The organism is Klebsiella sp. MPUS7 (assembly GCF_009905335.1).
Classification (GTDB): Bacteria; Pseudomonadota; Gammaproteobacteria; order Enterobacterales; family Enterobacteriaceae; genus Klebsiella; species Klebsiella grimontii.
The window spans coordinates 3,989,856-4,011,776 of sequence record NZ_CP047604.1; the positions used below are offsets into that span (position 1 = coordinate 3,989,856).

Below are 21,921 nucleotides of genomic sequence, written 5' to 3' on the forward strand. Positions count from 1 at the left end.
CGTGGAACTATCCACGCTTTTTTTTATTTTGAGACTCGGCGTAAAGCTTAGCCGCGACGCGCTTTTACCGCATTCGCCAGCTGACGAAGAAGCGTATCGGTATCTTCCCAGCCAATACAGGCATCGGTAATGCTTTTGCCGTAGGCCAGCGGCTCGCCGCTGTCGAGACTCTGATTGCCTTCCACCAGATGGCTTTCGATCATCACGCCCATAATCGACCGCTCGCCGCCGGCAACCTGCTGGCATACGTCTGCGCCGACCTCCATCTGCTTTTTAAACTGCTTGCTGGAGTTGGCGTGGCTGAAATCGATCATGATCTGAGCGGGCAGGCCTGCTTTCGCCAGACCGACCTTCACTTCGGCCACGTGCTGCGCGCTGTAGTTCGGCTCTTTACCGCCGCGCAGGATAATATGGCAATCGCTATTACCGCTGGTATTCACAATCGCCGAATGCCCCCATTTGGTCACCGACAGGAAACAGTGCGGCGCGCCGGCGGCGTTGATAGCGTCAATCGCGACTTTGATGGTTCCATCAGTGCCATTTTTAAAACCTACCGGACAGGAGAGGCCGGAAGAGAGCTCGCGATGCACCTGTGACTCAGTGGTACGCGCGCCAATCGCGCCCCAGCTCATCAGGTCGGCAAGATACTGCGGGGTGATCATATCGAGGAACTCCCCGGCCGCAGGCAGACCGCTGTCGTTAATATCCAGCAGCAGCTTACGCGCGATCCGCAGGCCATCGTTGATGCGGAAGCTATTATCCATATGCGGATCGTTGATCAGCCCTTTCCAGCCCACGGTGGTGCGCGGTTTTTCAAAATAAACGCGCATCACGATTTCCAGCTCCCCTTTAAGCTCCTCGCGAAGCTTAAGCAGGCGTTCGGCATACTCTTTCGCCGCCGCCGGATCGTGGATGGAGCACGGGCCAATCACCACCAGCAGCCGATCGTCGTTACCTTTCAGGATCTGGTGGATCGCTTTGCGCGCATGCGCAACGGTATTGGCGGCATTTTCGGTAGCAGGGAATTTTTCCAGGAGCGCAACGGGAGGTAATAATTCGTTGATCTCTTTAATGCGTAAATCGTCGTTCTGATAATTCATCTTATTTCCAGCGTTGCCATACTTATCTAGTTAATTGCAATCCCTCCAATCTATCTCTTCGGTCAAAAAGTGTAAACATGATTTTACAGTAGCGGCAGAATATTCCTGGAAATAGGCTAAAAAACGCCATAAAGTCGCGGAATGATGGCCACAAGCTATAATTTTTAACTGTTAGAACTTAATTTTCTTTAGCATTCAGCATTATATATTAATGCCGTTCGCTAATACCGAAGCTTAAACCACAACGAGTAGAACCTCCGGCAAATGCACTGTTGGAAGAGGTAATCCGATAAATCGACATAACAGGAGCATCCAATGAAAATGAACAAGCTAACCAATCTTCTCCTCGCAGCAACCCTGGGTCTGGCCAGCGGCGCGGCGCTGGCTGCCGATACCGGCGCGCAGTCGAATAACGGGCAGGCCAATTCAGCGGCAGACGCGGGTCAGGTCGCCCCCGACGCGCGTGAAAACGTGGCGCCCAACAACGTCGATAACGGCAAGATCAACTCCGGTTCCACTGATACCGGCGGCACAATGCTCCACCCTAACGGCTCGACCATGAACCATGACGGGATGTCGAGCGATGAAGTGCACAAGAACTCAATGTGTAAGGATGGCCGCTGCCCGGATACCGATAAAAAAGTCGGCCAGGAAGACGCGACAAAAACTGATGGTACCACGCAGTAATCAAGGTGGGATGCCAGCGTTAGGGAGAGCTAAGGCTCTCCTTTTTTCATTTTATTCACCCCAAAACGCGAATCATGTCATAAAGTAATCATCAAAATAATAATGTAGGGATGTCACCATGGGGCAATCGCACTCGCATCGTTCTCCACCATCCGCCGAAGATAAGAATGCCCGTCGGCTGCTGCTGGCGTTCTGCGTCACGGCCGGATTCATGTTGATTGAGGTCGCAGGCGGACTCATTTCAGGTTCGCTGGCGCTGCTGGCCGATGCCGGACATATGCTGACGGACGCCGCGGCGCTGCTGTTCGCCTTTCTGGCCGTGCGTTTCGCCAGTCGCCCGCCCAACGCCCAACACACCTTTGGCTGGCTGCGCCTGACGACCCTTGCGGCCTTCCTCAACGCCATCGCCTTAGTGGTCATTACTATTTTGATCGTCTGGGAGGCCATTCAGCGCTTTCATCATCCGCAGCCGGTTGCCGGTAAAACCATGATGATCATCGCCGTTGCCGGGCTGCTGGCCAATATTCTGGCCTTCTGGATCCTGCATCGCGGCAGCGAGGAGCGTAACCTCAACGTGCGCGCCGCCGCGCTGCACGTGCTGGGGGATTTGCTCGGTTCGGTTGGCGCCATTATTGCCGCGATAGTGATCCTCACCACCGGCTGGACGCCTATCGATCCTATTCTGTCCGTGCTGGTGTCGTGCCTGGTTCTGCGCAGCGCCTGGCGTCTGCTGCAGGAGAGCGTCAATGAACTGCTGGAGGGCGCGCCGCGTTCGCTTAACGTCGACGCATTAAAACGCGATTTGCGCCGCTCGATACCGGAAGTTCGCGACGTACACCACGTTCATGCCTGGCTGGTAGGAGAAAAAACGGTGATGACGCTGCACGTGCAGGTGGTACCGCCGCACGATCACGACGGTCTTCTGGACCGGATCCTCGACTTCCTGGAGCATAAGTATGAGATTGAACATATTACGGTGCAGATGGAGTATCAGCCCTGTAGCGGCCCGGAGTGCCGTCTGAACATGACGCACGCCGGGCATGGACATCATCACCACCATTAACGGGAAAACGCGTGAGAGCCGCGCTCACGCGCGCTGTTAATCCACATGCGGCTGCCGTTGAGCGCGATAAATGTCAGCAGCAGGTATTCGAGCGACATCGCATAGACGCCCTGCAGGGCGAAAATCACCACGCTAATGACGTTTATAATCACCCACAGCAGCCAGTTTTCGACATATTTGCGCGTCATCAGAATCATCGCTACGACGGAGAGCACCATCATGCAGGAGTCCCAGAACGGGAAGGCGTCCGGCTGCAGCTCCGGCATGGCGACCTGCAGGCCCAGGGTTTGCATCAGCGCCACGGCAATCCGCGTCAGAAACGCGAACACCGGGTTAATAAATATCGTCATCAGGCCAATCGCCACCACGCAGGCCGCCAGCCAGCCTAACGCTTTCGGCAGCGGTAGCCAGCGGATTTGCAGTTCCGCCTGGTTATCACTGGTTTGCCGCGACCAGGCGTACCAGCCGTAGACGTTGGCCGCGAAGAAAAAGATCTGCAGCAGAAGGCTGGCGTAGAGCTGGATCTGAAAGAAGATAATGGCAAACAGCGTGACGTTGATCAGCCCGAAGGCATAGTTAGCGATCTTCTCCAGGCTCGCCAGCCAGATGCACAGCAGGCCAGCGACGGTGCCGACCGCTTCAATCCACGACAGGTCATATCCCCCGGCGCCAATTGGTATATGCACTAATATGTTCTGCGTACTAAAAAAATCCATCTTATCCCCAGAGCGTTCTGTAACGCAGTAATGATCTATCCCCGAAGTGTAGCCGCAAAATCGAGCATTCTGTTTAGCGGAACCAGCGCCCCGGTCCGCAGCTGCTCATCAACATGAATTTCATGTTCAGCGCCCCCCTTCTCCAGCGCTTCAGCAATCGCCTGCAGGCCGTTCATCGCCATCCATGGACAGTGCGCGCAGCTCCGGCAGGTTGCCCCTTCGCCTGCCGTGGGCGCTTCCAGCAGCTCTTTTTCCGGTACCGCCTGCTGCATTTTGTAGAAAATACCGCGATCGGTGGCGACGATGAGCTGCGTGTGCGGCAGCGTTTTAGCGGCATTGATCAACTGGCTGGTTGACCCCACCGCGTCAGCCATATCAACAATCGCCTGCGGTGATTCCGGGTGAACCAGCACCGCGGCCTGGGGATAAAGCGCCTTCATTCTTGCCAGCGCTTGAGTTTTGAATTCATCATGAACTATACAGGCGCCCTGCCAGCACAGCACGTCGGCGCCGGTCTGTTTTTGCACATAGCTGCCTAAATGGCGGTCCGGCGCCCAGATGATTTTTTCACCCAAGCTATCAAGATGCTCAATGAGTTCCACGGCGATGCTCGACGTCACAACCCAATCGGCGCGCGCCTTGACCGCCGCTGAAGTATTGGCGTAGACCACGACCGTACGATCCGGATGAGCGTCGCAGAAAGTGCTAAACGCCTCGATCGGACAGCCCAGATCGAGCGAACACTCCGCATGCAGCGTGGGCATCAGGATGGTTTTTTCCGGACTGAGGATTTTTGCCGTTTCTCCCATAAAGCGCACGCCGGCAACCAGCAGCGTTGAGGCGGAATGTCGGGCGCCGAAGCGCGCCATCTCCAGGGAATCTGAGATACAGCCGCCGGTCTCTTCGGCCAGTTGCTGGATTTCGGGGTCGGTGTAGTAATGAGCCACCATCACCGCATCGCGCTCGCGCAGCAGGCGTTTAATTTTTTCACGATAAAAGTGCTTCTCATCGCGGTTTAACGGCATTGGCTTCGGAGGAAAAGGGTAAATTGCCGCTTCCGGGTCAAACATTACGCTCATCTTGCAGTCTCGTTTCGCTGGCTTAACTTTCAGACCGTGATAATGCCTGCAGAGAGGTATTAGTCGGCCATGGTGTTTTATATGCTAAACAAGATAGCCGATTGTGCGGAAAATGTCGTGAGGAATTTTGCCCCTCAGGGAGCAGGAGCATTTCCCGGAGGCGATGCTGCGCATCTGTCCGGGCTTGTATGATTAACCCGTCAGAAAGAACCGGCCAGTTCTCTCTGATGGCGGTCCGGATGCCGTGTCCGGGCTTAGGCTTTCGCGCCTGTTCCGTAGATCCTTTGCACCGGACCGCCGTTCTTTCTCATGTGATAAACCGGACAGTATCATGGACCGGCTTTCACCGGTAACCCGTATTCGCAAGGTTGGTTTCACTATGGAAAATGAACTCCACTTCATCGGTATTGATGTCGCCAAAGCTAAACTGGATGTCGATATTCTTCGCCCTGATGGCCGGCATCGTTGTAAAAAATTTGACAATACCCTCTCCGGGCACGAAGCGCTGGTCCGCTGGCTTCGCGGCCATGATGTGAACCGTGCCCATGTCTGCATGGAATCCACCAGCACCTACATGGAAGACGCGGCCGCGCATCTGAGTGATGCCGGGTATACCGTGTCCGTCATCAACCCCGCCCTCAGTAAAGCTTTCGCACAGAGTGAGGGGTTGCGCAGTAAAACCGACAAAGTGGACGCCCGTATGCTGGCTCACTTCTGCCGGGAAAAACGCCCGCCAGCCTGGGAGGCCCCCCATCCGACAGAGCGGGCACTGAAAGCCCTGGTGTTACGCCATCAGGCGCTGACAGAGATGCAGACACAGGAGAAAAACCGGCGGGAAACCGCGCCGGAAGTTCAGCTGACCAGCATTGATATCCTGCTGGGGTGTCTGAGCGCGGAGCTGGCGCGTATCGAAAAACAGATAAAAGACCTGACGGATAATGACCCGGATATGAAACAACGGCGGAAGCTGCTGAACAGTATCCCGGGCATCGGAGAGAAAACGGCGGCGGTTCTGCTGGCGTATACGGGCCTGAAGCTGAAGTTCGGTACAGGGCGGCAGTTCGCGGCGTATGCAGGACTGACGCCGGTGCAGCATGAGTCAGGCAGCAGCGTGATGCGGGCGAGCCGGATGAGCAAGGCGGGACCGGTTCATCTGCGCAAAGCGCTATACATGCCAGCGTTATCGGCGCTGTACCATACGGCGTGGGGAAAAGCGTTCAGGAAAAGGCTGGAAGGGAATGGAAAGCGTGCGAAAGTCATCATAGGGGCGATGATGCGAAAGCTGGCGCAGGTGGCGTACGGTGTACTGAAGTCAGGAAAGGCGTTCGATGCGTCACAGCATGAGCTGTTGATAGCGTAAGAAAGCGTGCCGGATGAAACGACAGCGCGGGATGTCGCTGTCGTTGTTGTGCCTGTCATCCGGGAGCCGGAGAAGATGACAGTGGTGAAAAGAGTTGCAGGCGTTCACAGTATCTACCGGCCCATGCACGGGTGCGCACAACGATAAGATGGAATAGCGCAGTATGGGATGGTTGTAATATTTAAGCGAAGGCTGGATAGCAAAAAAGCGCCGCCAGCGCCATTTTTACATTGGTGGGTCGTGCAGGATGACTCGCTTCGCTCGCCCTTCCGGCCGTCGCCGCAGGCGGCTCCGTTGTCTCTCTTCGTTCGACTCAAACCTGCGGCAGGTTCGAATCTTGGATATCGCAGATAGTAAAAAAGCGCCTTTAGGGCGCTTTTTTACATTGGTGGGTCGTGCAGGATTCGAACCTGCGACCAATTGATTAAAAGTCAACTGCTCTACCAACTGAGCTAACGACCCCTTGCGGGTTTACTGCTAACTGGAACGATTCAGGATGGTGGGTCGTGCAGGATTCGAACCTGCGACCAATTGATTAAAAGTCAACTGCTCTACCAACTGAGCTAACGACCCGCTCGGGTACTTCCTGAATATTCTTCACTCGTCACCAATTTATAATTGGTGGGTCGTGCAGGATGACTCGCTTTCGCTCGCCCTACGGGCCGTTGCTGGCGCAACGTTATCCTTCACGCTTAACATCTGAGTTCGATGTTAAATTGGTGGGTCGTGCAGGATTCGAACCTGCGACCAATTGATTAAAAGTCAACTGCTCTACCAACTGAGCTAACGACCCGAGTGGTGGGTGATGACGGGATCGAACCGCCGACCCCCTCCTTGTAAGGGAGGTGCTCTCCCAGCTGAGCTAATCACCCGATACTGCGCTGGATACATCTTTTAGTGGTGGGTCGTGCAGGATTCGAACCTGCGACCAATTGATTAAAAGTCAACTGCTCTACCAACTGAGCTAACGACCCACTATTTTTGCCGCTTTGGGCTTATTCGATATCCCTTGGCAACGGCGGCATATATTACTGATTTAAGAATTCAGCGCAACAACAATTTAGATAAAGATTGCTTAACTGCTTAGGATTCATGCGACAAGACCAGAAATGATGCGATTTCTGGTCATGCCATAATCATCCGAGTGCGTTAAGGCGTTTTTGCGCTTGTTTGGCCCCATCGGTGCCAGGAAATTTACTGACCACCTGCTGGTAAACCGCCTTCGCTTTTGCGGTATCGCCTTTGTCCTGCATGATAACGCCGACTTTAAACATCGCATCGGGCGCCTTCGGGGATTTAGGGTAGTTTTTCACCACGGAAGCGAAATAGTACGCCGCATCGTCTTTTTTACCCTTGTTGTAATTCAGCTGACCGAGCCAGTAGTTGGCGTTCGGCTGGTAGGTTGAATCAGGATACTTTTTGACGAAGTTCTGGAAAGCCGCCATGGCGTCGTCCTGGCGGGAAGGATCCTTCACCAGCGCAATAGCCGCGTTGTAATCGGAGTTGGCATCGCCGGTTGACGCCGGAGCGCCTGACGAAGCCGCCGGCGCGCTAGCCGCAGCCCCCTGATCGCCCGCTGACGTCTGGGTTTGCGCACCCGTTGCGCCGCCGCCGCTGCTCAGACCATCGATCTGCAGCAGGATCTGCTTCTGGCGCTCAACAACCTGATTCAGCTGATACTGGCTTTCCTGAATTTGACCGCGCAGGGAATCAATATCGGACTGATTATCGGAGAGTTGCTGCTGGAGTTGGGTTAAAAGCTGGCTGTGCGCATTGGAAATACGCTCGAGTTGAGTGACGCGGTCTTCGACCGAGCCTGAGCCGACACTACTGATTGGCGCCTGAGCAAAAGCGGCCCAGGGGGCCGCTATGCCAACCAGTAACGACAGACTCAACAGATGATGTCTGAAGTTACTGCTCATGCAATTCTCTTAGTAAACCAGTACGGCGCGACGGTTTTTGGCGTAAGCCGCTTCGTCGTGGCCCAGTACTGCAGGTTTTTCTTTACCGTAAGAAACGATGGAGATCTGGTCAGCAGAAACACCTTTGCCCTGCAGATACATCTTAACGGCGTTAGCACGACGCTCGCCCAGAGCGATGTTGTATTCCGGCGTACCACGCTCATCCGCATGACCTTCTACGGTCACTTTGTAAGACGGGTTGCTACGCAGGAAGTTTGCGTGCGCGTCCAGCATTGCAGCGAAGTCAGAACGGATATCGTATTTGTCCAGATCGAAGTAAACGATATTGTTCTGCTGCAGCTGTTGCATCTGCAGACGAGCCTGCTCTTCGGAAGACATGTTGCCGCCGTTAGCGTTACCGTCCATACCAGTGCCGGCACCCAGCATGCCTTCACCGCTCTGGTCGTTGCTGGCGTTCTTGTTAGAAGAACATGCCGCGATTGCCATAACCGGCAGAGCGATCAACAGCCCTTTCAGCACTTTGTTCAGTTGCATTTCTTTGATTCCTTTAATAATCAATTATTTATTATCACAGATACGGCGACCAGGCAGGTGATTTTACCTGTCCATCAGTTGCCGGAAGACGCGCTTTGAAACGCCCATCTGTAGAAACCAGATTCAGCACGGATCCCATCCCCTGAGAAGAGCTGTAGATTACCATAGTGCCGTTAGGTGCCAGACTTGGCGTTTCATCTAAAAACGTTGATGACAGAACCTGTACACCACCCGCTTCCAGATCTTGTTTGGCAATGTGCTGCTGACCGCCGGCCGAGCTTACCATTACCATAGTTTTACCATCAGCGCTCACGTCAGCGTCCTGGTTTTGTGAACCTTCCCAGGTAATACGCTGCGGCGTACCGCCGTTAATATTGACTTTATACACCTGCGGACGACCCGCCTGGTCGGAGGTAAAGGCCAGGTTCTGGCTATCCGGGAACCAGCTTGGTTCGGTGTTGTTGCTACGACCGTTGGTCACCTGACGAATCTGACCAGAGCCCAGATCCATCACGTACAGGTTCAGGCTACCGGTTTTCGACAGGGCGAAGGCCAGTTTGCTGCCGTCCGGCGAGAATGCCGGCGCGCCGTTGTGCTGCGGGAAGGAAGCAATCTGACGAACGGAGCCGTTAGCCAGCGTCTGCACAACCAGCGCAGAACGACCGCTTTCGAAGGTCACATAGGCCAGCTTCGCGCCGTCCGGAGACCAGGCCGGAGACATCAGCGGCTGGGTGGAGCGGTGAACAAGGAACTGGTTGTAGCCATCGTAGTCGGATACGCGCAGTTCGTACGGGAACTGGCCGCCGTTGGTCTGCACCACATAGGCGATACGGGTACGGAAGGCGCCCTTGATGCCGGTCAGCTTCTCAAATACAGCGTCGCTGGCAGCATGCGCGGCATAGCGCAGATACTGTTTTGTGACTTTAAATGAGTTCTGCGCCAGCACGGTACCCGGCGCGCCGCCGGTATCAACCAGCTGGTAGGCCACGTTGTAGGAGCCGTCAGGGTTTTGCGTAACCTGACCCACTACGACGGCGTCAACGCCCAGCGCAGACCATGCCGCTGGCTGCACTTCCTGAGCGCTGCCCGGCTGCTGAGGCAGACGCGAGCGATCGAGCGGATTAAACTTGCCGCTGTTGCGCAGGTCAGCCGCCACGATACCGCCCACATCTTCCGGCGCAGCACCCTGCCCCGCCCACTGGAACGGCACAACGCCGATTGGGCGTGCCGAGTCGACCCCTTGGGTAATCTCGATGCGTACTTCTGCGTGCAGCACTGCCGCCCACAGCATTAAAAAACCAAATGCTACTCGTAATGCCTGCTTCATCATATCTCCCTTATCCAGGCGGAAAGCCCACGATAATTTAGCAGAATGTTAACAAACTCAAATACACAAAACTACCAAAACCCTGGGACTACCGAAGTTTGTTTTCCCCGCATAAACGGGGAAAACGATTACTGAGGTTTGAAGTCCAGTGGCGCATTTTTGAATGTTTCATAAACAGCCTGCGACGGCGGTTTAGGGAACTTCGTCATCCGGCTCGTTGCCGCCAGCATTTGCTGACAGAACGCCGGATCGCCGCCTTCCGATTTCACACTTAACAGCGTTCCATCCTGAGCCAGATTCACACGTAAAGTACAGGTTTTACCCTTATAGGTATCCCAGTCATAGAGATGACCTTTAATCGCAGCCTGAACCTGTGAAATATAGCTGTTAATCTCAGCCTGGGATGCCCCACCCTGCCCCTGCTTACTTCCTTTAGCAGGAGATGAGCCCCCAGCGCTACCGCTGGTATTACCTTTCGGCGCATTCTTACCGGAGCTCAGGTCGCCGAGAAGATCGTCAACGCCGTTGGCCTCTTTGGCCGCAGCGGCTTTCTTCGCGGCGGCGGCCTTAGCGGCGGCGGCTTTCGCCGCTTTGTCCGCGGCGGCCTTCTCTGCTGCTGCGGCTTTAGCTGCCGCGGCTTTCTCGGCGGCGGCTTTTTCCGCTGCGGCGGCTTTGTCGGCAGCCGCTTTCTCGGCAGCGGCTTTCTGCGCGGCGGCTTTTTCTGCCGCTTTTTCTGCAGCTTTTTCTGCAGCGGCCTGTTTCGCCGCTTCCTGCTGCGCTTTTTTCTCTGCCTGCTGCTGCGCTTTCTTCTCAGCTTCCTGCTGAGCTTTCTTCGCCGCATCGGCTTCGGCTTTCTTCTGCGCGTCCGCAGCCGCTTTCGCGGCTTCCGCTTCTGCCTGTTTCTTCGCATCCGCCGCCGCTTTCGCCGCGGCCGCTTCGGCGGCTTTCGCCTGAGCATCGGCCTTTGCTTTCGCGTCAGCGGCGGCTTTGGCGGCAGCTTCCTGCGCCTCTTTCGCCTGTGCGTCCGCTTTGGCTTTGGCCGCTGCGGCGGCTTTCGCCGCGGCTTCTTCCGCCTGTTTCTGCTGCTCTTTCGCCTCTTTAGCCGCTTCCTGCGCCTGCAGACGATCCTGTTCCAGCTGTTTCAGCCGTTCCTGCTCAGCGGCCTGTTTTTCACGTAGCTCTTCCGCCTGCTGCTGAGCCTGCTTTTCACGCTGCTCGGCAGCGCGGCGGGCGCTGGCCTGCTGCTGCTGTTGGCGGTCATAATTCTTCACAACCGCCCCCGGATCGACCATTACCGCATCGATAGAGGACCCCCCGCCGCCGCCGGCAGAAGCATCCAGATGCTCGTCAAACGAACTCCAGATCAGCAGCGCTATCAATACGATGTGCAGCGCGACTGATACTATGATCGCTCGTTTAAGCTTGTCGTTTTGTTCGGTTGCCTTTGACACTATCGGTTCCCAAAAACTGTTCGCCTGTTCCCGTTATACGACGTCCGCCGCGGGACGCTGTTGTCCCAAAGCCGACATGCTGACGGGCGTGCATATTGCGAGCGATTAGATCGGCTTGGTCATCAAGCCAACCGATTTAACCCCTGCGCTATGCAACAGGTTAAGCGCTTTAATAATCTCATCGTATGGCACCTCTTTAGCGCCGCCGATCAGGAACACCGTTTTCTCATTCGCCTCAAGTCGACGCCTGGCTTCCGCAATAACCTGTTCCGGCGGCAGCTGCGATAGCGTTTCCGGGCCAACTTTCACGCTGTACTGCCCGACGCCGGAAACTTCAACGATCACCGGCGGCTCATCATTGCTTTTCACCGCCTGCGATTCCGTTGCGTCCGGTAGGTCGACCTCTACGCTCTGCGTAATGATCGGCGCTGTCGCCATAAAGATCAGCAGCAGCACCAACAGGACATCCAGCAGCGGAACGATGTTGATCTCGGACTTCAGTTCGCGACGCCCGCGTCCACGTGCTCTGGCCATGGCTTACCCCTTATTGCTTTCGCTGCTGGTAAACGCCTGACGGTGCAGAATAGCGGTGAACTCTTCCATAAAGTTGTCGTAGTTCAGCTCAAGTTTGTTCACGCGCTGGTTCAGACGGTTATAGGCCATAACCGCTGGGATAGCGGCAAATAGGCCGATAGCCGTCGCGATGAGCGCTTCTGCGATACCCGGCGCCACCATTTGCAGCGTCGCTTGTTTTACCGCGCCCAGCGCGATAAAGGCGTGCATGATCCCCCAAACGGTGCCGAACAGACCGATATACGGACTGATAGAGCCGACCGTACCGAGGAACGGGATGTGGGTCTCCAGGGATTCCAGCTCGCGGTTCATCGAAATACGCATCGCGCGCGATGCCCCTTCGACAATCGCTTCCGGCGCGTGGCTGTTCGCACGATGCAGACGGGCAAACTCTTTGAAACCGCTGTAGAAAATTTGTTCCGAACCGGTCAGATTATCGCGACGGCCCTGGCTTTCCTGATACAGGCGAGAAAGCTCGATACCGGACCAGAATTTATCTTCAAACGCTTCGGCTTCACGTGACGCCGAGTTGAGGATACGCGTTCTCTGAATAATGATGGCCCAGGAGGCGATAGAAAAACAAACTAAAATCAACATGATAAGTTTAACCAGAAGGCTCGCCTTCAGGAACAAATCAAGGATATTCATCTCAGTCACTGCTTAAACTCCGCGACAATAGACTTGGGAAGCGCACGAGGCTTCATTAAGAGTGGATCAACGCACACGATAAGAACCTCAGCTTCATTCAAAACGACGTTCTCGGCGTTGACGATTCGCTGCGTGAAAACCAGAGTAGCACCGCGCATTGCGGTTATCTCCGTCTGGATTTCGAGCATGTCGTCGAGTCTGGCGGGCGCAAAATACTCGAGAGTCATTTTGCGAACCACAAAGGCAACTCGTTCAGCCAGCAAAACCTGTTGGCTGAAGTGATGATGGCGCAGCATCTCTGTGCGTGCTCTTTCATAGAAAGCGACGTAGCTGGCGTGGTAAACCACACCACCGGCGTCGGTGTCTTCGTAATAGACCCGAACCGGCCATCGAAACAGCGTTGTATTCACTTTACATCCCGGTAATGCAACAAAAGGTTAGTGCTTTCAAACTTCGCTACTATACGCGCGGGAATCGTGGTTTGGAATGGGGGAAAGTAAACGAGGAGTAAATTTTTATGGGCTTATGCAAGCCCATATGGTTAACAGAGATTTCTTATTCAAAAGAAGAAAAAGAACAGGCCTAAAACGAGCACAATATCAGCGATAAGCGGACAAAAAATTCCCTGCCAGTGAATGGCGCGCGGACGGAAGCCCACGCCGTGGATAACGCCGGTACAAACCGCCCACATCAGCAGGAAACCGTGCCAGATTTCCAGCTCGCTGGTTTTGGCCGCAAAGCGCGACGGATCCCAGAAGATGCAGCCCGCCAAAGCCAGCGCCATCAATAAGGAAAGCGCCCTTAACGGGCGCTTGTCCATTATCGCATACAGAGTAGCGATAATACTCATCAGTGTTCTTCTTTACCTGCTTTGGTCGCTTCCACGTGCTCAAGCGCCAGCGCGGTAATCACCCCAAAGGCACAGGCAAGAAGCGTTCCCAAAATCCATGCGAAATACCACATATATAGCTCCTTACCTTAGTACAGCGAATGGGTGTTCTTTTCGATGTCTTCGCGCGTAATGCGACCGAACATTTTCCAGTAACACCAGGTGGTGTAGGCCAGAATAATCGGTACGAAGACAATCGCTACGTAAGTCATCACGTTCAGCGTCAGCTGGCTGGAGGTCGCGTCCCACATGGTCAGGCTCGCGTTCATCGCCGTGCTTGACGGCATAATGAATGGGAACATGGCGATACCGGCAGTCAGAATGATGCACGCCAGCGTCAATGAGGAGAACAGAAACGCCCATGCGCCTTTGTCCGCTTTGGTCGAGATGACGGTCAGCAGCGGCAGCGCCACGCCCAGAGCAGGAATCGCCCACAGCGCCGGCATGTTATTAAAGTTCACCATCCACGCACCGGCCTCACGAGCCACTTCTTTGGTCAGCGGGTTAGACGGGCCGGTATGATCCATCACCGATTTAACCACATAACCGTCGATGCCGTAGTAGACCCAAACGCCCGCCAGTGCGAAGCCGATCAGCGTCACCAGCGCCGCCACCGTAGAAACGGAGCGGGTGCGCAGGTGCAGTTCACCCACGGTACGCATCTGCAGGTAGGTCGCGCCCTGCGTCAGGATCATCGCCACGCTGACAATACCGGCCAGCAGGCCAAACGGATTCAGCAGCTGGAAGAAGTTTCCGGTGTAGTACAGGCGCAGATATTCATCAACGTGGAACGGAACGCCCTGCAGCAGGTTACCGAACGCCACGCCAATCACCAGCGGCGGCACGAAGCTGCCGACGAAGATGCCCCAGTCCCACATGTTGCGCCAGCGGTTGTCCTCAATCTTCGAGCGGTAGTCGAAACCTACCGGGCGGAAGAATAACGACGCCAGCACCAGGATCATTGCCACATAGAAGCCGGAAAACGCGGCGGCGTAGACCATCGGCCAGGCGGCAAATAGCGCGCCGCCGGCGGTGATCAGCCACACCTGGTTTCCATCCCAGTGCGGGGCGATGGCGTTGATCATAATTCGACGCTCGGTGTCGTTACGACCGAGGAAACGGGTGAGCATCCCCACCCCCATGTCGAAGCCATCGGCGACAGCAAAACCAATGAGCAGAATGCCAATCAGCAGCCACCAGATAAAACGCAATACTTCATAATCGATCATTTGACGACTCCTGTCTTAGCGTGCCGACTGAATAGCCGCAGAGGACTGTTCAAAGTGATAGCGACCGGTTTTCAGGCTGCTTGGTCCTTTACGGGCAAACTTGAACATGAGGAACAGTTCAGCCACCAGGAACAGCGTGTACAGGCCACAGATCAGCACCATTGAGAAGATCAGGTCGCCTGCGGTCAGCGACGAGTTCGCGACAGCCGTTGGCAGCACCTCACCGATAGCCCACGGCTGGCGACCATATTCGGCGACAAACCAGCCGGATTCAACGGCAATCCACGGCAGCGGCAGACCATAAAACGCGGCGCGCAGCAGCCATTTTTTCTCACCAATGCGGTTGCGAATCACGCTCCAGAAGGAAGCGCCGATAATCAACAGCATCAGCACGCCGCACGCCACCATGATACGGAAGGCGAAGTACAGCGGCGCAACGGCAGGAATAGAGTCCTTGGTCGCCAGCGCGATCTGCTCTTCCGTCGCGTCAGAGACGTTGTCGGTATAGCGTTTTAGCAGCAGACCGTAGCCAAGATCCTTCTTCACGTCGTTAAACCGATCGCGAACGGCCTGGTCGGTTGAACCGGCACGCAATTGCTCCAGCAGCGCGTACGCTTTCATCCCGTTACGAATACGCTCTTCGTGCTGAACCATCAGGTCTTTCAGGCCGGTAACCTGTTTATCCACGGAGCGAGTCGCAATAATGCCCAACGCGAAAGGGATTTGAATCGCGAAGCGGTTCTCCTGCGCCTTCTGGTCAGGAATACCAAACAGGGTAAAGGCCGCCGGAGCAGGCTGAGTTTCCCATTCCGCTTCGATAGCCGCCAATTTGGTTTTCTGCACGTCGCCCATTTCGTAGCCGGATTCATCACCGAGAACAATAACGGAGAGAATCGCCGCCATACCGAAGCTGGCTGCGATAGCGAAGGAGCGCTTGGCGAAAGCAAAGTCGCGGCCTTTGAGCATATACCAGGAGCTGATGGCAAGAATGAACATCGCGCCGGTCACGTAGCCTGACGCCACGGTGTGAACGAACTTAACCTGAGCGACCGGGTTCAGAACCAGCTCGGAGAAGCTGACCATCTCCATACGCATGGTTTCAAAGTTGAAGTCCGACGCAATCGGGTTCTGCATCCAGCCGTTAGCGACAAGGATCCATAGAGCCGACAGGTTGGAGCCCAGCGCCACCAGCCAGGTAACGGCCATGTGCTGAACTTTGCCCAGACGATCCCAACCGAAGAAGAACAGACCTACAAAGGTAGATTCGAGGAAGAAGGCCATCAAACCTTCAATGGCCAGCGGCGCACCGAAGATATCGCCCACGTAGTGAGAGTAGTAAGACCAGTTAGTCCCGAACTGGAACTCCATGGTCAGACCGGTTGCCACACCCAGCGCAAAGTTGATACCAAACAACTTGCCCCAGAACTTGGTCATATCTTTATAAATCTGTTTGCCGGAAAGGACGTAGACCGTTTCCATGATGGCCAGCAGGAACGCCATACCTAGCGTCAGTGGCACAAACAGGAAGTGGTACATCGCGGTCAAGGCAAACTGTAAGCGCGACAGTTCGACTATATCTAACATCATGACTCCTTGCTCATCGCATGAAGACTCCGAGAGTGAACCCCGTTAGAAAGGGTCACACGCATGCCCCAATACAAATTTATTTGCTTCTTCTCACTACGCCCGTTTTCTCTTTCAAGAATGCGGAGGCACTGAAAAGTTACAAACATGTTAACAAAACACCCAAATTGATCCCGTGATTATATTACGCTGCAAAACCCTTACAATAAATAGGTTTTTATTGTGATAAATTTGCAGTTTTCGACAGCGATCAATTTTTAGCGAAAATACCAGATTTCGGTCAATTTGATCCGCGACAATTTAACTCCATTTCGCGGTCTTTTCCAAGTTTTAAACATTGATTTAAATCAATTTTCATTTTAAATGTTAATTATGTATATCGTGTACCTCACAGGTAAACACCAAGTTAACAATATGTTTTTCAAGAGTATCATCAGTTACTGAAAATGATAGTCCATTTATTTCGTCGCTGAGGGGAATTTAATGAGCTGAACGCTGATCGCGTAAATGTGGTTATCAGTCGATAATGCCGCGTAGCTCACAGATTTTTTTTATCAAGTTAACGCCATAAATTTTTTTCTTATTAGATTTATCATTGCATTTACTTAAAATTAACACAATTGCGTAACTATCTCATTATCAAGTAAACGCAGCGCCTCTTTTTTCTTTTGGTGATGTAAAGCGTCCTTCTCTTTCGCGGTATCATCTACATCGCGCTTTTACCCTCGCCACGTGACGCTTGCCGGCCCTCCCCCTTTTTTCAACAAAAATGAAATATAAATTGCACAAATCACCATTTTATATCTTTAATCTAACAAATTGCCCGCGCCACATATAAAAATCAGCACATAAATTCCGTTAGTACGCTCACAGAAAAATTTAAAGAAGTGTATTCATCGCTTATTAGCGAAGGCAAAATCAAGACGAAATATAAAATAAGACCTTGCTCACAAACATCGCATTATATTTATTACCAGGATTCAAACAGAAATAAATCCAGACAATGAATAAAAATATAACCACATGATACAAAAGAAGTTTTTCACGCAAAATCAAAAACGAGAGTTTTTTGAAAGATATTCTGAAAATAGATCAATTGCTTCCCCTCTGCGAACCACAGACACTCCAGCCCTATTAACAGGCGGCCATCATCAACGCTGCAAATATTAGAAAGTCGTTTTTATTTTTTACCATTAGCCTTACAGAGGATTACCCATGAAGAAATCAACACTTGTTATTGGCGTCATTGGTGCTGACTGCCATGCAGTAGGCAACAAAGTCCTGGACCGCGTTTTTACTGCCCATGATTTTCGCGTAATCAATCTGGGCGTGATGGTCAGTCAGGATGAATATATTGATGCCGCCATCGAAACCGGCGCGGATGCCATCGTCGTGTCGTCTATTTACGGCCACGGCGACATCGACTGCCTGGGGCTGCGCGAACGCTGCATCGAGCGCGGTATTGGCGACATCCTCCTTTACGTTGGCGGCAACCTGGTGGTTGGTAAACATGATTTTGCCGACGTCGAAGCCAAATTCAAAGAGATGGGTTTCAATCGCGTCTTTGCCCCAAGCCACGATCTGGAAGACGTCTGCCAGCTGATGGCGAACGACATCAACCAGCGCCACGGCGTTGAACAGCAGTGTCTGGAAGAGGCTATCTGATGCAAACCGTCTCTGTCGATATCGGCTCGACGTGGACCAAAGCGGCCCTCTTCGCACAGGAGGGGGATGAGCTGACGCTGGTAAACCACGTTCTGACCCCGACCACTACCCATCACCTGGCGGAAGGCTTTTTTGCCAGCCTGAACCAGGTGCTCAACGTTGCCGATGCGCGCCCGCTGCTGAACCGCGGTGACGTGACGCTGAAATACTCTTCATCGGCAAAAGGCGGCCTTGCCGTCGCGGCGATGGGGCTGGTGCCGTCTATTACCCTGGAATCAGCGAAAGTCACTGCCCACTCGGCGGGGGCCAAAATCGCCCAATACTACGCCTACAAGCTCAACCGTCACGATATCCAGGAACTGGAAGCCACGCCGCCGGATATCCTGCTGTTTACCGGCGGCACCGACGGCGGCGAGGAGAGCTACGGCCTGGCCAACGCCCACGCGCTGGCGGAGTCAAAGCTTGACTGCGCCATTATCTATGCCGGAAACCGCGATATTCAGGACGAGGTTCAGGCCATCCTCGGCCACAAAGATTTGACCACGGTAGACAATATTCTGCCCGACCTCGATCACCCGAACCCGTACGCTGCCCGCAAGGCGATTTGCGATGTCTTCTTATCCCGTATCGTCAAAGGCAAAGGGCTGGACGTTATCGTCGCTGAAACCGGCGAAGAACCGATGCCGACGCCGTGGACCGTCTACGAGCTGGTGAAAACCATCAGCCATTACGACAGCGCATGGAAAGAGTTCATGCTGATTGACATGGGCGGGGCCACCACCGACGTCTACTCCGCCTGCGCCAACACGCTCTCCCCGGATACCGTTCTGCACGGGGTGCCGGAACCGTTTGTGAAACGGACGGTGGAAGGCGATCTCGGCATGCGCGTTTCGGCGGTCGTGGTCGGTGAAAGTACCCGGGAGCTGGTGAACGCGGTGTTTGCCCACCAGCCGCAGCGTCAGGAGGCCTTTTACCGCTACCTGCGCCATCTGGTCGCGCAGCCGGATTATCTGCCGGTCAACGAGGAAGAAAAATATTTCGACACCGTGCTGGCCGGGCTGTGCGTTGGCTACGCCAGCGAACGCCACGCGGGCACCAAAAAACAGGTGTGCACCTGCGTGGGCAACGTCGATTTACAGATGGGCCGCGATCTGACCACGGTGCGCAAAGTCGTGGGTTCCGGCGGATGGCTCTCCCGCGCCAGCCGCTTCGACATCCAGAGCTGGCTGAAATACCGCGAACTGGATGACGACGGCCGACGCATTCTCTTACCGACCCGGTTTGACTATTACCGCGATGCAAAAGGCCTGCTTCCGCTGCTGGCAAACGTTGCCAGGCTCTACCCCGAGCTCGCCGCTCGCACCAGCATTCACTGTTTAACCCTATAAATGAAGGCAGCTACGAATGGAACTTCGAAATAAAAAATTAACCCATGACGAATTCATGACCGAGCGGCATCAGGTATTGCAGACCTGGCATACCGGCAAGGACGTTGAGCACTTCGAAGATGGCGTGAAGTACCAGCAAACCATTCCTGAGAAAAAACGCTTTTCTCACGCTCTGCTGAAGGCCGACCAGGAAGGTAAAACCCTGAGCCAGCCGCGCGCGGGCGTGGCGCTGATGGATGAACACATCGCGCTGCTCAAAACCCTGCAGGAAGAGTGCGATCTGCTGCCGAGCACCATCGATGCCTATACCCGCCTCAACCGCTACGAAGAAGCGGCGGTCGGGATCCAGAAATCCATCGAGGCGGGGACCTCCAAACTGAACGGCCTGCCGGTGGTTAACCACGGCGTCGCCGAATGCCGGCGGATGACCGAAGCGCTGGAAAAACCGGTCCAGGTACGCCACGGTACGCCGGACGCGCGCCTGCTGGCGGAAATCTCCATGGCCAGCGGCTTTACCAGCTACGAAGGCGGCGGTATCTCCTACAACATTCCCTACGCCAAGCGCGTCACTCTGGAGAAGTCGATTCGCGACTGGCAGTACTGCGACCGCCTGATGGGCCTGTATGAAGAGCACGGTATCCGTATTAACCGCGAACCGTTCGGCCCGCTGACCGGAACCCTGATCCCGCCGTTTATGTCCCACGCGGTGGCGATTATCGAAGGCCTGCTGGCGCTGGAACAGGGCGTCAAGTCGATCACCGTCGGCTACGGCCAGGTCGGCAGCCTGACCCAGGACATCGCAGCCATTCGATCTCTTCGCGAGCTCTCCCACGAGTACTTCGGCAATTACGGTTTCGACGATTATGAGCTGAGTACCGTCTTCCACCAGTGGATGGGCGGTTTTCCGGAAGATGAATCGAAAGCGTTCGCCATTATCTCCTGGGGCGCGGCGGTAGCCGGGATGTCCGGCGCCACTAAAGTAATCACCAAGAGCCCGCACGAAGCGTTCGGTATTCCCACCGCGGCAGCCAACGCGCAGGGGCTGAAGGCCTCCCGCCAGATGCTCAATATGGTCAGCGATCAGAAGTTCCCGCCATGCGCCGCCGTTGATCAAGAAGTGGAACTGATTAAAAGCGAAGTCCGCGCAGTACTGAAGAAAGTGTTCGAGCTGGGCAACGGCGATATCGCCCGCGGTACGGTGCTGGCCTTCGAGGCGGGCGTTCTGGACGTGCCTTTCGCTCCGGCTTCCTGCAACGCCGGCAAAATTCTGCCGGTTCGCGACAATTCCGGCGCTATCCGCGTGCTTGAAGCCGGCGCGGTACCGCTGCCGAAAGACATCCTCGCCCTGCACCAAGATTACGTCGCCGAACGCGCGCAATTTGAAGGACGCAAACCCTCATTCCAGATGGTTGTTGATGACATTAACGCGGTATCCCACAGTAAATTAATAGGAAGACCATAATGAAAATTAAACAGGCCCTTTTCACCGCTGGCTACTCTTCATTCTATTTTGACGATCAGCAGGCGATTAAAAACGGCGCGGGTCATGATGGATTCATTTATACCGGTGCTCCGGTAACGCCAGGCTTCACCTCGGTACGCCAGGCGGGTGAATGCGTGTCCGTCCAGCTGATTCTGGAAAACGGCGCGGTGGCGGTCGGCGACTGTGCCGCCGTACAGTACTCGGGCGCGGGCGGCCGCGACCCGCTGTTCCTCGCGGAAAATTTTATCCCGTTCCTCAACGATCATATTAAACCGCTGCTGGAAGGCCGCGATGTCGATACCTTCCTGCCGAACGCCCGCTTCTTCGACAAGCTGCGCATCGACGGCCATCTGCTGCATACCGCCGTCCGCTATGGTCTTTCCCAGGCGCTGCTCGATGCGACCGCGCTGGCCAGCGGTCGCCTGAAGGCGGAGGTGGTTTGCGACGAATGGCAGTTGCCCTGCATCCCGGAAGCGATTCCGTTATTTGGTCAGAGCGGCGACGATCGCTACATCGCCGTGGACAAAATGATCCTCAAGGGCGTTGACGTCCTGCCGCATGCGCTGATCAACAACGTCGAAGAGAAGCTGGGCCTGAAAGGCGAAAAGCTGCGTGAGTACGTGCGCTGGCTGTCCGATCGCATCCTGAGCCTGCGCGCCAGCCCCCGCTATCGCCCGACGCTGCATATCGACGTATACGGCACCATCGGCCTGATTTTCGATATGGACCCGGTTCGCTGCGCCGACTATATCGCCAGCCTGGAGAAAGAGGCGCAGGGTCTACCGCTGTATATAGAAGGCCCGGTGGATGCGGGTAACAAACCGGACCAGATCCGCATGCTGACCGCCATTACCAAAGAGCTGACCCGCCTCGGTTCCGGCGTAAAAATTGTCGCCGACGAGTGGTGCAACACCTACCAGGACATCATTGACTTTACCGATGCCGGCAGTTGCCACATGGTGCAGATCAAAACCCCGGATCTCGGCGGCATTCATAACATCGTGGACGCGGTGCTGTACTGCAACAAACACGCGATGGAAGCCTATCAGGGCGGTACCTGTAACGAAACCGAGATCAGCGCCCGCACCTGCGTTCACGTCGCGCTGGCCGCGCGTCCGATGCGCATGCTGATCAAGCCGGGTATGGGCTTCGACGAAGGTCTCAACATCGTGTTTAACGAAATGAACCGCACCATCGCGCTGTTGCAGGCTAAGGATTAAGAG

Annotated in this window: 21 protein-coding genes, 5 tRNA genes and 1 other RNA gene; 7 read left to right on the forward strand and 20 right to left on the reverse strand. The window is 54.8% G+C overall.

Annotated features, from left to right (window positions below; translation table 11 throughout):
* Nucleotides 1-47: 47 nt before the first annotated feature.
* Complete coding sequence (gene aroG / locus GUC22_RS18675) at nt 48-1,100, reverse strand: 3-deoxy-7-phosphoheptulonate synthase AroG (protein WP_004134998.1); 1,053 nt, start codon at nt 1,098-1,100, stop codon at nt 48-50.
* A gap of 315 nt (nt 1,101-1,415) precedes the next feature.
* On the opposite strand from aroG, the gene GUC22_RS18680 reads away from it, so the two are divergent.
* Together GUC22_RS18680 and zitB are read left to right on the forward strand one after the other, a co-directional pair.
* On the forward strand, nt 1,416-1,787 hold the full coding sequence (locus tag GUC22_RS18680) for a YbgS-like family protein (RefSeq protein WP_064342367.1): 372 nt from the start codon (nt 1,416-1,418) through the stop codon (nt 1,785-1,787).
* A gap of 118 nt (nt 1,788-1,905) precedes the next feature.
* A complete protein-coding gene (gene zitB, locus GUC22_RS18685) occupies nt 1,906-2,850 on the forward strand; it encodes a CDF family zinc transporter ZitB (protein WP_004135002.1) in 945 nt (314 codons plus the stop codon).
* Here the strand turns inward: zitB and pnuC are convergent.
* Together pnuC and nadA are read right to left on the reverse strand one after the other, a co-directional pair.
* Entirely contained in the window at nt 2,847-3,566 is a 720-nt protein-coding gene (gene pnuC, locus GUC22_RS18690) for a nicotinamide riboside transporter PnuC (protein ID WP_049086250.1), read from the reverse strand. The two genes, zitB and pnuC, sit on opposite strands and share 4 nt — an antisense overlap.
* A gap of 35 nt (nt 3,567-3,601) precedes the next feature.
* Complete coding sequence (gene nadA, locus GUC22_RS18695; RefSeq protein WP_024358773.1) at nt 3,602-4,645, reverse strand: quinolinate synthase NadA; 1,044 nt, start codon at nt 4,643-4,645, stop codon at nt 3,602-3,604.
* Nucleotides 4,646-5,024: 379 nt separating this feature from the next.
* Between nadA and GUC22_RS18700 the strand changes: the two genes are divergently transcribed.
* Complete coding sequence (locus GUC22_RS18700; RefSeq protein ID WP_049130515.1) at nt 5,025-6,005, forward strand: IS110 family transposase; 981 nt, start codon at nt 5,025-5,027, stop codon at nt 6,003-6,005.
* Nucleotides 6,006-6,236: 231 nt separating this feature from the next.
* Here GUC22_RS18700 and GUC22_RS18705 read toward each other — a convergent pair.
* The 17 genes from GUC22_RS18705 to cydA form a co-directional block, all read right to left on the reverse strand.
* Nucleotides 6,237-6,362, reverse strand: a non-coding RNA gene (locus GUC22_RS18705) — RtT sRNA.
* Between the two features lie 29 nt (nt 6,363-6,391).
* Nucleotides 6,392-6,467 (reverse strand) — tRNA-Lys (locus GUC22_RS18710).
* A 35-nt stretch (nt 6,468-6,502) separates the two neighbouring features.
* A tRNA-Lys gene (locus GUC22_RS18715) sits at nt 6,503-6,578 on the reverse strand.
* 144 nt (nt 6,579-6,722) lie between these two features.
* Nucleotides 6,723-6,798, reverse strand: a tRNA-Lys gene (locus GUC22_RS18720).
* 3 nt (nt 6,799-6,801) lie between these two features.
* Nucleotides 6,802-6,877: transfer RNA gene (locus GUC22_RS18725), tRNA-Val, on the reverse strand.
* A gap of 26 nt (nt 6,878-6,903) precedes the next feature.
* Nucleotides 6,904-6,979: transfer RNA gene (locus tag GUC22_RS18730), tRNA-Lys, on the reverse strand.
* A gap of 162 nt (nt 6,980-7,141) precedes the next feature.
* A complete protein-coding gene (gene cpoB, locus GUC22_RS18735; RefSeq protein WP_049132038.1) occupies nt 7,142-7,927 on the reverse strand; it encodes a cell division protein CpoB in 786 nt (261 codons plus the stop codon).
* A gap of 9 nt (nt 7,928-7,936) precedes the next feature.
* Complete coding sequence (gene pal, locus GUC22_RS18740) at nt 7,937-8,461, reverse strand: peptidoglycan-associated lipoprotein Pal (protein WP_004100337.1); 525 nt, start codon at nt 8,459-8,461, stop codon at nt 7,937-7,939.
* A gap of 34 nt (nt 8,462-8,495) precedes the next feature.
* On the reverse strand, nt 8,496-9,788 hold the full coding sequence (tolB, locus tag GUC22_RS18745) for a Tol-Pal system beta propeller repeat protein TolB (protein WP_004133400.1): 1,293 nt from the start codon (nt 9,786-9,788) through the stop codon (nt 8,496-8,498).
* A 128-nt stretch (nt 9,789-9,916) separates the two neighbouring features.
* Nucleotides 9,917-11,239: a cell envelope integrity protein TolA gene (gene tolA, locus GUC22_RS18750; protein ID WP_160183718.1), complete on the reverse strand. Its 1,323-nt coding sequence runs from the start codon at nt 11,237-11,239 to the stop codon at nt 9,917-9,919.
* A gap of 105 nt (nt 11,240-11,344) precedes the next feature.
* Nucleotides 11,345-11,773, reverse strand: a complete 429-nt coding sequence (gene tolR, locus GUC22_RS18755) for a colicin uptake protein TolR (RefSeq protein ID WP_004130580.1) — start codon at nt 11,771-11,773, stop codon at nt 11,345-11,347.
* 3 nt (nt 11,774-11,776) lie between these two features.
* Nucleotides 11,777-12,469 carry a Tol-Pal system protein TolQ gene (gene tolQ / locus GUC22_RS18760; RefSeq protein WP_004100332.1) on the reverse strand — a complete coding sequence of 231 codons (693 nt, stop codon included), beginning with the start codon at nt 12,467-12,469 and terminating at the stop codon, nt 11,777-11,779.
* On the reverse strand, nt 12,466-12,870 hold the full coding sequence (gene ybgC, locus GUC22_RS18765; RefSeq protein ID WP_004130578.1) for a tol-pal system-associated acyl-CoA thioesterase: 405 nt from the start codon (nt 12,868-12,870) through the stop codon (nt 12,466-12,468). The genes tolQ and ybgC overlap by 4 nt, the downstream gene beginning before the upstream one ends.
* Nucleotides 12,871-13,019: 149 nt before the next feature.
* Nucleotides 13,020-13,310: a cyd operon protein YbgE gene (gene ybgE, locus GUC22_RS18770; protein ID WP_004100327.1), complete on the reverse strand. Its 291-nt coding sequence runs from the start codon at nt 13,308-13,310 to the stop codon at nt 13,020-13,022.
* On the reverse strand, nt 13,310-13,423 hold the full coding sequence (cydX, locus tag GUC22_RS18775; protein ID WP_004100325.1) for a cytochrome bd-I oxidase subunit CydX: 114 nt from the start codon (nt 13,421-13,423) through the stop codon (nt 13,310-13,312). The genes ybgE and cydX overlap by 1 nt, the downstream gene beginning before the upstream one ends.
* Nucleotides 13,424-13,438: 15 nt before the next feature.
* Nucleotides 13,439-14,578 carry a cytochrome d ubiquinol oxidase subunit II gene (gene cydB / locus GUC22_RS18780; RefSeq protein ID WP_004133408.1) on the reverse strand — a complete coding sequence of 380 codons (1,140 nt, stop codon included), beginning with the start codon at nt 14,576-14,578 and terminating at the stop codon, nt 13,439-13,441.
* 15 nt (nt 14,579-14,593) lie between these two features.
* On the reverse strand, nt 14,594-16,162 hold the full coding sequence (cydA, locus tag GUC22_RS18785; protein ID WP_004133409.1) for a cytochrome ubiquinol oxidase subunit I: 1,569 nt from the start codon (nt 16,160-16,162) through the stop codon (nt 14,594-14,596).
* A gap of 1,215 nt (nt 16,163-17,377) precedes the next feature.
* Between cydA and glmS the strand changes: the two genes are divergently transcribed.
* The 4 genes from glmS to GUC22_RS18805 are packed head-to-tail and all read left to right on the forward strand — an operon-like array spanning nt 17,378 to nt 21,918.
* Nucleotides 17,378-17,827, forward strand: a complete 450-nt coding sequence (gene glmS, locus GUC22_RS18790) for a methylaspartate mutase subunit S (protein ID WP_049087170.1) — start codon at nt 17,378-17,380, stop codon at nt 17,825-17,827.
* Nucleotides 17,827-19,215 carry a methylaspartate mutase accessory protein GlmL gene (gene glmL, locus GUC22_RS18795; RefSeq protein ID WP_064342364.1) on the forward strand — a complete coding sequence of 463 codons (1,389 nt, stop codon included), beginning with the start codon at nt 17,827-17,829 and terminating at the stop codon, nt 19,213-19,215. The genes glmS and glmL overlap by 1 nt, the downstream gene beginning before the upstream one ends.
* 16 nt (nt 19,216-19,231) lie before the next feature.
* The gene (locus tag GUC22_RS18800; RefSeq protein ID WP_064342363.1) at nt 19,232-20,677 is read left to right on the forward strand and encodes a methylaspartate mutase subunit E; all 1,446 of its coding nucleotides are present in this window, start codon (nt 19,232-19,234) and stop codon (nt 20,675-20,677) included.
* On the forward strand, nt 20,677-21,918 hold the full coding sequence (locus GUC22_RS18805) for a methylaspartate ammonia-lyase (protein ID WP_024358778.1): 1,242 nt from the start codon (nt 20,677-20,679) through the stop codon (nt 21,916-21,918). The genes GUC22_RS18800 and GUC22_RS18805 overlap by 1 nt, the downstream gene beginning before the upstream one ends.
* Nucleotides 21,919-21,921: the final 3 nt, after the last annotated feature.

Coding starts and splice junctions, on each gene's coding strand:
- glmS (WP_049087170.1), top strand. CDS start 17,378: ATGAAGAAATCAACACTTGTTATTGGCGTCATTGGTGCTGACTGCCAT.
- aroG (WP_004134998.1), bottom strand. CDS start 1,100: ATGAATTATCAGAACGACGATTTACGCATTAAAGAGATCAACGAATTA.
- GUC22_RS18805 (WP_024358778.1), top strand. CDS start 20,677: ATGAAAATTAAACAGGCCCTTTTCACCGCTGGCTACTCTTCATTCTAT.
- zitB (WP_004135002.1), top strand. CDS start 1,906: ATGGGGCAATCGCACTCGCATCGTTCTCCACCATCCGCCGAAGATAAG.
- ybgE (WP_004100327.1), bottom strand. CDS start 13,310: ATGAGTATTATCGCTACTCTGTATGCGATAATGGACAAGCGCCCGTTA.
- tolR (WP_004130580.1), bottom strand. CDS start 11,773: ATGGCCAGAGCACGTGGACGCGGGCGTCGCGAACTGAAGTCCGAGATC.
- cpoB (WP_049132038.1), bottom strand. CDS start 7,927: ATGAGCAGTAACTTCAGACATCATCTGTTGAGTCTGTCGTTACTGGTT.
- GUC22_RS18700 (WP_049130515.1), top strand. CDS start 5,025: ATGGAAAATGAACTCCACTTCATCGGTATTGATGTCGCCAAAGCTAAA.
- nadA (WP_024358773.1), bottom strand. CDS start 4,645: ATGAGCGTAATGTTTGACCCGGAAGCGGCAATTTACCCTTTTCCTCCG.
- glmL (WP_064342364.1), top strand. CDS start 17,827: ATGCAAACCGTCTCTGTCGATATCGGCTCGACGTGGACCAAAGCGGCC.
- cydX (WP_004100325.1), bottom strand. CDS start 13,423: ATGTGGTATTTCGCATGGATTTTGGGAACGCTTCTTGCCTGTGCCTTT.
- cydB (WP_004133408.1), bottom strand. CDS start 14,578: ATGATCGATTATGAAGTATTGCGTTTTATCTGGTGGCTGCTGATTGGC.
- tolB (WP_004133400.1), bottom strand. CDS start 9,788: ATGAAGCAGGCATTACGAGTAGCATTTGGTTTTTTAATGCTGTGGGCG.
- cydA (WP_004133409.1), bottom strand. CDS start 16,162: ATGTTAGATATAGTCGAACTGTCGCGCTTACAGTTTGCCTTGACCGCG.
- GUC22_RS18800 (WP_064342363.1), top strand. CDS start 19,232: ATGGAACTTCGAAATAAAAAATTAACCCATGACGAATTCATGACCGAG.
- pal (WP_004100337.1), bottom strand. CDS start 8,461: ATGCAACTGAACAAAGTGCTGAAAGGGCTGTTGATCGCTCTGCCGGTT.
- pnuC (WP_049086250.1), bottom strand. CDS start 3,566: ATGGATTTTTTTAGTACGCAGAACATATTAGTGCATATACCAATTGGC.
- GUC22_RS18680 (WP_064342367.1), top strand. CDS start 1,416: ATGAAAATGAACAAGCTAACCAATCTTCTCCTCGCAGCAACCCTGGGT.